The following is a 9,566-nucleotide window of genomic DNA, read 5'->3' as shown; positions in this document are numbered from 1 at the left end:
TTGGTGGCGGTGACGATGCTGGGCTGACCGTGGTTACCCGCACGCCTAGCTTCCGGAGGCGGTGACGTGCGCACCCGAGGTGGCCCGCAGGTCCTCGAGGAAGGTGCGCGACCAGCGGGCGACGTCGTACTCCATGACGTGCGCGTGCATGGTCTTCATGCGCTTCTTCCGTTCGGCCGGGTCCTCCTCTATCGCTTCCACGATCGCGCGCTTGACGCCTTCGAGATCGTGTGGGTTGACCAGAAGAGCGCGGCGGAGTTCGGCTGCCGCCCCGGCGAATTCGCTGAGCACCAACGAACCGCTGCCGTCGGGGTGGCAGGCGATGTATTCCTTGGCGACGAGGTTCATGCCGTCGCGCAGGGGAGTGACCAGCATGACATCGGCACCGGTGTACATCGCGAGCAGTTCGTCGCGGTCGACCGAGGCATGGAGGTAGTGGACGACGGGGGAACCGAGCCGGGCGAACTCGCCGTTGATCCGACCCACTTCGCGCTCCACCTGGTCGCGGAGTTGTGCGTACGCCGTCAAACGCTCGCGGCTCGGCGTGGCCAACTGCACCATCACGACCTTCTCGGGATCGAGGGTGCCTTCGGCGAACAGCTCGTGCAGGGCCTCGAGACGTACGTCGATCCCCTTGGTGTAGTCGAGCCGGTCGACGCCGAGCAGCATGACCTCCGGATCGCCCAGGTCCCTGCGGATCTCGGCGGCACGCTCCTGAACGGCGGTGTCGCGGGAACGTTCCCGGAGCTGCGCGGAGTCGATGGAGATGGGGTAGGCACCGACACGAACCTGCCGGTCGCCGAGAACGATGGTGCCGCCCGACGAGGTCCCGCGCGGTGCCGGAAGTCCGAAGAGCCGGTTGGCGAGATAGAGGAAGTTCTGTGCCCCGCCGGGGAGATGGAAACCGACGAGATCGGCGCCGAGCAGACCGTCGACGATCGCCTTCCGCCACGGCAACTGCAGGAACAGTTCGGTAGGCGGGAAGGGGATGTGGAGGAAGAAACCGATCGTGACGTCGGGCCGGAGTTCACGCAACATCCGGGGAACGAGCTGGAGCTGGTAGTCGTGCACCCACACCGTCGCCCCGGGGGCAGCGGCACGGGCCGCGGCCTCGGCGAATCGCTGATTGACCGCGCGATAGGTCCGCCACCACCGGCGATCGAAAGTGGGTGGGATGAGCGCGTCGTGGTAGAGCGGCCACAGAGTGTCGTTCGAGAAACCCTCGTAGTACTCCTCGACCTCCTGGGAGGACAACTCCACCGGATACAGCGAGAGCCCGTCCTCCTCGAAGGGATCGACCGTCACGTCGGGAGTGCCGGGCCAGCCGACCCAGGCGCCACTGTTGGACCTCAGGACGGTCTCCATCGCGGTCACCAGGCCACCGGGGCTGCGTCGCCAGACCGGCGGGCCACCGTCGGTCGGCGTCTCGAGATCCACCGGCAAACGGTTGGCGACCACGACGAAATCGTCGGAGTTCGGTTCGTTCATAATCCCGCCTTCGTGCAACTGCCTTACGGCGAACCAATCCCACATGTTCGAAATCGACTACTTCTTGTTATCAAGGCGGGTAGGGGGCCGCAAACTGCGTGCACCGCTGCGGGCCTTCGACCAGCAGTTCTCCGGAAGATCAGCTTTCGCTCGGCAGGGGAGCAGCCGGGTTGTCGAACATTTCGTCGATACGCTTCTTGATCTCCGCGGTACTGAATCGCACGCCCTGGTGGAGGGCTGCGGGCGGGAAGAAGGTGGCGCCGGAAACGGGGCTCTGCTCGAGCATCGTCGAGGTCCTTTCGGAAAACAGGCGGAGATGGACCGGGACCTTTGTGGTCGCGGTCGGTGAAGTGACGAGGATCGGCCTGCGTCGTGGCCCGAACGATTCAGCTCGCGGGGTTCGCCGCGAAGAGATCTATGAGTGCCTTGCAGAATGCCGGCAGGTCGCCGGGGTTGCGGCTCGAGACCAGGTTGCGATCGACGACCACCTCTTGATCGACGACGTTTCCGCCGGCGTTGCGGATGTCGGTACGAACGCTCGGATACGACGTGAGGGTGCGGTCGCGCACCACGTCGGCCTCGACGAGCATCCACGGTCCGTGGCAGATCACGCCGACCGGGCGCCCGGAGGTGACGAACTCCCGCACGAACGACACGGCCTTGTCGTCCTGGCGCAGCTGATCGGGATTCGTGGTTCCACCGGGAAGCACCAGGCCGTCGAAGTCGCCGGGGGAGACCTCCGAGACGAGGTGATCGACGGTGTATTTCCCTGCGGCGTTGACGTCCTTCTCCATTGCCTGGATCTCGCCCTGCTCGATCGAGACGAGTCGGACGGTGGCGCCCTCGTCCTCGAGAGCTTTACGCGGCTCGACGAACTCGACCTCCTCGACTCCGTTCGTCGCGAGAATTGCGATGGTCAGTCCGGACAGTCGTGCCCCATCGGCGGAATTCATGTTCGTGTGTCCTTTCTCGGCTGCTGTCAGAATTACCCGGCTCGGATGGTGTGAAACGCGGGCTCTCACGCCTTTTTCCACCCTCGGCGTCACCTGGGGGAAAGGTTGCCGGTCGCGGGCCCCTCCAGCAGAGTGCCGTCGGCAGTGAATCGGGAGCCGTGCAGCGGGCAGTCCCACGACGACTCCGCGTCGTTCCACCGCAGGATTCCGCCGAGGTGCGGGCAGACCGCGCTCACGCGGTGCGTCCGGCCGTCGACCGTGGACACGCCGACGGGACGTCCGCAACTGCGTACCACCCGTCCCTGTCCTTCTTCCGGCTTTGATCCGGAGGACGTCGCGGCCTGCAACCAGCCCTTGGCCATGTGCAATGCGACGGTGGCATTGAGTTTGGCTGCGGTGGGAATGCCGGTCACCAGTTCGGTGCGCCATGCCGCCATGGCGGGCGCCCACGCCTCGACCTCGGGATCCGGCGACTCCGAGAACCGGGACGCGATGATGTGCGCCGCCGCGACCCCGCCGGTCATGCCCCACTTGCCGAAGCCGGTCGCCACCCAGATCCGGTCGGCACCGGGCAGGATGGGCCCGACCTCGGGGAGGCTGTCCATGTTCGTGTAGTCCTGCGCCGACCACCGGTACAGTTCGTGGGCGCCGGGGAAGGTCCGTTGACTCCATCGCAGCAGGTCGTCGTATGCGGAACGGGTCGAATCGTGCCGGCCGACGACGTGTCCGTTGCCGCCGACGAGCAGTAGTCGATCCGCCGACGAGGACGTTCCCGCCGCAGAGGCGGTGCGGAGCGACCGGGTGGGACTGTCCGCGGACAAGAACATCCCTTCCGGCGGGCCACCGGGCACTTCGACGGCGATGGAGTACGAGCGGTCGGGTTCCATCCTGGCGAAGAATGCACCGCGGTCCAGGATGGGGATGCCGGTTGCAAGTACGACGCGATCTGCACGGATGTTGCCGTCGTCGGTGCGGACGATGCATCCTGCGTCCTCGGTGTCCACGGTCTTCACGCGCCGCCCGACGAACACTTCGGCGCCGCACGCACGCGCCCGGTCGACCGCCGTGAACAGAATGGGCATGGGATCGACCTGCACCTGGTCGGGAATCGTGACTGCCGCGGCCACGCCGAAGGGCAGCGGGATCTCACCGACCCTCTCGGCCGGTAACCCGGCGGCGCGGCAGTGGTGGTATTCCGCGTCGATCATGCTCACGTTCGACGGATCCTGCGCGTAGGTATAGGCGTCCGCACGGTCGAAGTCGAGTCCGTGCCGCGTGCAGAAATCGACCACCCATCGTTGTGCCGCGAGGGTGCCGTCGACATATCCCTGACGGATCGCACCGGAATGTCTGCGGCCGATCTGCGACAGGCGTGTGCCCTGCACGACGCTGACCTTGCCGGTGGTGTTCCCGGTGGTCACCGCCCCGATGTCCCGGGCTTCGAGCACCGCAACGCGCAGTCCCCTCTCAGCGAGGAGCAGCGCCGTCACGGTGCCCGTGATCCCGGCGCCGACGACCACGATGTCGTAGCGCTCCCGGCGGGCCGTCCAGTCGTCGTACGTCGCGATGTGCGGGGCGCGATCCCGCCAGAGGGACACCGTGGTCTCGGTAGGCATATGCGCTGGTTACCTCCCCGGCCGGACCGGTAAACGGGGCGCTGCGGGAGCCTCTCGCATCGTTGTTTCCGGTTCGTGATCCGAACCGGGTGTTTCGATGCCGGACAGGTGTGGGTAAACCGCAGTACCACGTCGCGTAAGGCGAAATAAATCAACCGGTTTCGTGGGTGTCCCACGGGAGGTTCCAGTGCTGTCTTCTGAGATGGACGATTTCGGTGGAGGTGAGGGCGTCAGCCGCACCCACCGAGGTGGAAGCGTGCGCTCCCGAGTCGTTCGGGGCGCGGTACGCGCACTCGCGAAGCCGGTCGTCGGGGCATGGATGGCCCGGCCCGACCTCGCGTGGCCACTGTCGGTCGTCGACGGCGCTGCGTCCCTCCTCCCCAAGCCCTCCGGAGCCCAGTACGTGGACGTCGACCTGGGCGCGTGCAGTGCAGAGTGGATCCGCGCGGAAGGACGATCGACCAAGCGCGCGGTGCTGTACCTGCACGGTGGCGCGTTCCTGATGTGCGGATTGAACACTCATCGTTCGCTGGCCGTGAGCCTGTCGGATCGCGCCGACGGCGCGGTGCTCAGCGTCGACTACCGCATGCTGCCGAACGCTCCCATCGCACACGCGGTGGACGACGCGGTACGCGGTTACGAGTGGTTGTGCGAGAAAGGTTATCGGGGAGAGGACATCGTCGTCGCAGGCGACTCCGCCGGGGGATACCTGTCGTTCATGACGGCCCTGGCCATCGCAGAATCCGATCTGCCCCGCCCCGCCGGAATCGTCGCGCTGTCGCCCCTCGTCGACCTCGATTCCGATCGTCGCGCCGAACACGACATGCAGGCGGCCTGCCCCATGTTCCCCGGATCGGCCGTGCAGTCGCTCGTACGCTACATCGAGGGCACCCATACCCGTCTGACCGTCGACGGGGAGCCCGGACCGCTGATGTGCCCGCTCGACAACGACCTCAGTGTGCTGCCCCCGGTGATGATCCACGCCGGTCACGACGAATTGCTGCGCAGCGACGCAGAATCCATGGCGCGGGCCGTGCGGGAGGCAGGGGTCAGCTGCGACCTGCACCTGTGGCGACACCAGGTGCACGCCTTCCCGATCTTCGCCGACAGCGTTCCCGAGAGCCGGCGTGCGCTCGCCGAGGCCGGCCGGTTCGTGCAGTCCGTGACGGACACGACCGGTCGTGCGCAACGGTCCGTCGTCACGCCGATCTCTCGCTACGTCTCCGATTCCGCAGTCGCCTGAGCACTGCAGTGCTCTGAGAACTGCAGTGCTCTGAGAACTGCAGTGCTCTGAGAACTGCAGTGCTCTGAGAACTGTAGTTCTCTGAGAACTGCAGCGGCCCGAATCAATTGGAGTCGGGACCGCTCGGTCGCGGCACTCGTGACCGAGCGGTCCCGGAACCTTCTACAGCACCTACTGCTGCGAACTACCCGAGTGGGCGAATTCCAAGGTTCCGAGATCGGCTTCCGCCACCTCGAAAGGCATCGTCAGCACGGTCGCGGTCGCCCACCCCCGGCACACGAGAACGGCGTCGCTGTCGTGGGATTCGTCGAGTTCGACCGCCCGGAAGGTGACCGGCAAGGCGCGGGAGATGTCGCCGTCGTCCTCGACCTCCCCGATCTCGGCCTGGACGGCACCGAATCCTGCCAGAGGAGCACTGCGCAGTCCGCGTAACTCGTGGACGGGCATGTCGGGGATGTTGACGTTGAGAACCGTGCCCGGACGGCTGTGTTCGACGGCCCACTCGAGAGCGCGACGGGTCACCAACTCGGCGGTCTCCCACTGCGACGGAGCTGTCCCGTTGAGGGACAATGCGACCGCGCGGGCACCGTGGGTGGCCGCGGTCAGGGCTGCACCCACCGTGCCCGAATGCAGGATCGCGTGACCGGTGTTGGGGCCCAGGTTGATTCCGGATAACACGATGTCCGGTGCCGTCCCGAACGCGCCGTACGAGGCGAGGAAGGTGATCAACGCCGGAGATGCTTCCACCGCATAGGATTCCACCTCGGGCAGGTCGTCGAGCGGGCGACGGCTGAGCAGGAGTTTTCCTTCGTCCTGGAGAGCGGTCAAGGATGCACTGGCGCCGCTGCGCTCGACATGGGGCGCCGCGACCTGCACGTCGAATCCCGCCTCGACCGCGAGGCGGGCGAGCAGGGCGAGACCGGGACTGTCGATGCCGTCGTCGTTGACGATCAGTGCTTTCATGAACGCTTCCCCTTCACCTTCCGGACCTCCACCTTCTCGGCCATCTTCTCCACAGCGCCACGATGCCCCGTCGCCAGACCGCGGCGCGTGACGTTGACCGCACCTGCTGCGGCGCCGAGACGCAGCGCGTCCTCGAACTTCGCGCCCGCGGCGTAGGCCGACGCGATGCCGGCGGTCATCGAATCTCCGGCACCGTGGTGGTCCACGGTCTGCACCGAGGGTGCCTCCACCTCCCAGATGGTTCCGTTGTCCAGTGCGATCGCCGGATCGCCGGCGCGGGAGATCACCACCGAGGCGGCACCTTCGTCGTGGAGACGGTGCAAGGCCTCGATGAGATCGTCGAGATCCTCGGACTTCGCGCGACCGTCCTCGATGAGATCCTCGTGGCTCACCTTCAGCACGGTCACCCCGCCTTCGAGGGCCGCACCGAGGGTGGGGCCGGACAGATCGGCGACGACCGGGATGCCGAGGGCTCCCAGATCGGCGCACAGGCGCGTGTACACCTCGCTCGGTACGGCGTCGTCGTTGTGCGGTCCGCCCAGCATCGCGACCTTCGCGCACATCGCGGACGCCAGCGACGCGCTGAACAGATCGTCGGTCTCGTGACGGGTGAGTGCCGGCGGGTCGATCTCCACGATCTCCTTCCGTTCGCCCTCGCGCCGGTCGTGGATGTAGGAACCGTTGGGTGATGCGGTCTCCACGGCATGCACCGTCACGCCTTCGCGGTTGATCATGTCGACGAGGATCGTGCCGGACTCGCCGCCGAACGGTCCGCACAGGTGCACGTCCATTCCCAGGGTCGCCGCCATGCGGCCGATCCAGAATCCCTGCCCGCCGGGATGGACGTGCAGCTCGGTGCTTCCGTCGGGTGCCTTCTCGAGGGTTACCGTGAGGAGCGGGGACGGCGCGAAGACGAAGGCGTACGGGTTGGAGGAGGGGGTGTTCTCGGCTTCCATGCCCGCCCGGATACCCCCTCCGAACAGCGATGACACCCGGCGTCGTGTGACACCTGCGGAAGCGGGGTATGCGTCTGCCGCAAGCGAGCTGTCGTCCAGAGGATGAGGAGCGGGCATGGCCAGGATCGCGACGATCGAGACTTCGGTGGCACCGGCGCGTGTATGGGAGATCCTCGCCGACGGCTGGCGGTACGCGGCATGGGTGGTGGGTGCGTCGCGCATCCGGGCCGTCGACCCCGCCTGGCCGCAACGGGACACCCGGATCCATCATTCGGTGGGTCTGTGGCCTCTCCTGCTCGACGACCACACCGAGGTCAGCGAGGTGGTGCCCGAACGGCAACTGGTGCTGCGCGCACGTGCCTGGCTGTTCGGCAAGGCCGAGATCGCGATCTCGCTCGAACCCACCCACGACGGCGGCACCCGCATCACGATGGCCGAACACGTCGTCGAAGGACCGTACGCCCTCGTCCCCGATCGCGTACAGGAGGAAATGGTGTTGCCACGGAACCAGGAATGCCTGAGACGGCTGGTGCTGCTCGCCGAAGGCGCCACCGAATGAGCGACGCGACGGTCGATGCGGTTGTCATCGGCGCCGGACCCAACGGTCTGACCGCCGCCGCGGTGCTCGCCGACGCCGGATGGGACGTCCTCGTACTGGAGGAACAACCCGAACCCGGTGGAGCGGTGCGCAGCGCAGAACTTCACCCGGGATACTGCGCCGATCTGTTCAGCGCGTTCTATCCGCTCGGTGTGGCCTCACCGGCCTTCCAAGCCCTCGATCTCGCGTCGCACGGCCTCCGCTGGGCGCGTTCCCCGAAGGCCTTCGGTCACCCGCTGGGCCCCGACGACGAGGACGCGATCGTCGTCTCTCCGGATCCGACCGACACGGCGGCCGACCTCGAGCGTCGCTACGTCGGTGACGGGGAAGCGTGGCTGGCGCTGTTCGACCAGTGGAAGCAGGTACGCGGCGCGCTTCTCGAACTGCTCCTCGGTCCGTTCCCGCCCGTCCGGGGTTCCGTGGACCTGCTGCGCACCATGAAGACGGGAGATCTGCTGCGCTACGCGCGCATGCTCGCGCTGCCCGTCACCCGGATGTCGTCGGAGTTGTTCGGCGGTTCGGCGGCGCGGCTGCTGCTCCTGGGCAATGCCATGCATGCCGACACACCGCCCGAGGCGCCCGGCAGCGGCGTGATGGGTTACATGCTCACGATGCTCGCGCAGGACGTCGGATTCCCCGCGCCGGTCGGCGGCGCGGGAGCGCTCACCGACGCGCTGGTCCGGCGCGGCGCCGCAGCGGGTGCCCAGCTGCGGTGCGACTCGCCGGTCGTCGGCGTGGAGGTGCAGGGCGGGAAGGTCTCCGCAGTCCGGATCGCCGGTGGCGAGCGGGTGAAGGTGCGACGTGCCGTCCTCGCCGATACCTCGGCCCCGGCCCTGTACACGCGGCTCCTCCCGGCCGACGCCGTCGGGTCACGGGTACTCGACGACCTGCGCAAGTTCGAATGGGACACCCCGGTCGTGAAGGTGAACTACGCGCTCGACGGCCGCGTGCCGTGGCGTTCGCCCTCGTTGAGCGGGGCCGGCACGGTGCACGTCGGTGCCGATACGGACGCGATGATCCGGTGGTCGGCCGATCTGTCCACCGGGGTCGTCCCCGAGTCGCCCTTCCTCCTCTTCGGGCAGATGACCACCACCGACACGACGCGGTCGCCCGAGGGAACCGAAAGCTGCTGGGCCTACACACATCTGCCGCGGGGCATCACCGACGACGCGTCCGCCGACCACCTCGCCGAACGCGTCGACGCGCAACTCGAGGCCTACGCACCGGGTTTCGGTGCACGCGTGGTCGGCCGGCACGTCCAGCGACCCGGCGACCTCGAAGCAGCCGACGCAAATCTCGTCGGCGGCGCCGTCAACGGTGGAACCGCGCAGGTCCACCAGCAGTTGTTCCTGCGGCCCACTCCCGGTTTCGGCGGACCGCGGACGCCGGTCGAAGGGGTGTATCTCGCCAGCTCGGGTGCGCATCCGGGCGGGGGAGTCCACGGCATGGGTGGCTGGAACGCCGCTCACGCCGCACTCGCGGACGGCAAACGCACCGCTCCGGTGACCCGACGCGTGCGAAATGCCGCTCGCCGGGTGCTGTTCTCGTGATTGCTGGACCTCCCACGCGGAACGGTGGCGTGTTTCACACGGAAGTCGCGCGGGTATCCGCCCGCGAACGGACGGATCCGGGTTTTCGGCCCGGGGTGGTGGAGATGCCGGCGAACTCGAGATACCGAGGTGGTGTGACGTGACAGCTTCCCTGGCGCTGGACGGATCGGATTCGCCGCGGGTATGGCGTCTTCCGGGG

Annotated in this window: 9 protein-coding genes; 3 read left to right on the top strand and 6 right to left on the bottom strand. The window is 67.4% G+C overall.

The annotated features are described in order from the left end of the window. Positions 1-45 precede the first annotated feature (45 nt). From K3M35_RS11430 to K3M35_RS11415, 4 genes are all read right to left on the bottom strand, one after another. On the bottom strand, positions 46-1,488 hold the full coding sequence (locus tag K3M35_RS11430) for a trehalose-6-phosphate synthase (RefSeq protein WP_006553569.1): 1,443 nt from the start codon (positions 1,486-1,488) through the stop codon (positions 46-48). Between the two features lie 139 nt (positions 1,489-1,627). Beyond that, complete coding sequence (locus K3M35_RS11425) at positions 1,628-1,774, bottom strand: hypothetical protein (protein WP_019291152.1); 147 nt, start codon at positions 1,772-1,774, stop codon at positions 1,628-1,630. A gap of 100 nt (positions 1,775-1,874) precedes the next feature. Beyond that, complete coding sequence (locus K3M35_RS11420; protein WP_006553568.1) at positions 1,875-2,441, bottom strand: type 1 glutamine amidotransferase domain-containing protein; 567 nt, start codon at positions 2,439-2,441, stop codon at positions 1,875-1,877. Positions 2,442-2,530: 89 nt separating this feature from the next. Further along, entirely contained in the window at positions 2,531-4,057 is a 1,527-nt protein-coding gene (locus K3M35_RS11415; protein ID WP_220666430.1) for an FAD-dependent oxidoreductase, read from the bottom strand. A gap of 256 nt (positions 4,058-4,313) precedes the next feature. On the opposite strand from K3M35_RS11415, the gene K3M35_RS11410 reads away from it, so the two are divergent. Beyond that, the gene (locus tag K3M35_RS11410) at positions 4,314-5,300 is read left to right on the top strand and encodes an alpha/beta hydrolase (RefSeq protein ID WP_230826393.1); all 987 of its coding nucleotides are present in this window, start codon (positions 4,314-4,316) and stop codon (positions 5,298-5,300) included. A 171-nt stretch (positions 5,301-5,471) separates the two neighbouring features. Here K3M35_RS11410 and surE read toward each other — a convergent pair whose 3' ends face one another. After that, positions 5,472-6,263 (bottom strand): 5'/3'-nucleotidase SurE, encoded by a 792-nt coding sequence (surE, locus tag K3M35_RS11405; RefSeq protein WP_006553565.1) that lies wholly within the window; start codon positions 6,261-6,263, stop codon positions 5,472-5,474. Then, on the bottom strand, positions 6,260-7,219 hold the full coding sequence (locus K3M35_RS11400; RefSeq protein ID WP_024101762.1) for a 1-phosphofructokinase family hexose kinase: 960 nt from the start codon (positions 7,217-7,219) through the stop codon (positions 6,260-6,262). Before K3M35_RS11400 ends, surE begins: the two co-directional genes overlap by 4 nt. Before the next feature lie 115 nt (positions 7,220-7,334). On the opposite strand from K3M35_RS11400, the gene K3M35_RS11395 reads away from it, so the two are divergent. Together K3M35_RS11395 and K3M35_RS11390 are read left to right on the top strand one after the other, a co-directional pair. Further along, a complete protein-coding gene (locus K3M35_RS11395) occupies positions 7,335-7,778 on the top strand; it encodes an SRPBCC family protein (RefSeq protein WP_006553563.1) in 444 nt (147 codons plus the stop codon). Then, on the top strand, positions 7,775-9,367 hold the full coding sequence (locus K3M35_RS11390) for an NAD(P)/FAD-dependent oxidoreductase (RefSeq protein WP_024101761.1): 1,593 nt from the start codon (positions 7,775-7,777) through the stop codon (positions 9,365-9,367). Before K3M35_RS11395 ends, K3M35_RS11390 begins: the two co-directional genes overlap by 4 nt. The last annotated feature ends 199 nt before the right edge of the window (positions 9,368-9,566 follow it).

This window comes from Rhodococcus sp. DMU2021 (assembly GCF_019641445.1).
Taxonomy (GTDB): Bacteria; Actinomycetota; Actinomycetes; order Mycobacteriales; family Mycobacteriaceae; genus Rhodococcus; species Rhodococcus pyridinivorans.
This window is presented reverse-complemented; position numbering and strand designations above follow the sequence as displayed.

Coding starts and splice junctions, on each gene's coding strand:
- K3M35_RS11430 (WP_006553569.1), bottom strand. CDS start 1,488: ATGAACGAACCGAACTCCGACGATTTCGTCGTGGTCGCCAACCGTTTG.
- K3M35_RS11425 (WP_019291152.1), bottom strand. CDS start 1,774: ATGCTCGAGCAGAGCCCCGTTTCCGGCGCCACCTTCTTCCCGCCCGCA.
- K3M35_RS11420 (WP_006553568.1), bottom strand. CDS start 2,441: ATGAATTCCGCCGATGGGGCACGACTGTCCGGACTGACCATCGCAATT.
- K3M35_RS11415 (WP_220666430.1), bottom strand. CDS start 4,057: ATGCCTACCGAGACCACGGTGTCCCTCTGGCGGGATCGCGCCCCGCAC.
- surE (WP_006553565.1), bottom strand. CDS start 6,263: ATGAAAGCACTGATCGTCAACGACGACGGCATCGACAGTCCCGGTCTC.
- K3M35_RS11400 (WP_024101762.1), bottom strand. CDS start 7,219: ATGGAAGCCGAGAACACCCCCTCCTCCAACCCGTACGCCTTCGTCTTC.
- K3M35_RS11395 (WP_006553563.1), top strand. CDS start 7,335: ATGGCCAGGATCGCGACGATCGAGACTTCGGTGGCACCGGCGCGTGTA.
- K3M35_RS11390 (WP_024101761.1), top strand. CDS start 7,775: ATGAGCGACGCGACGGTCGATGCGGTTGTCATCGGCGCCGGACCCAAC.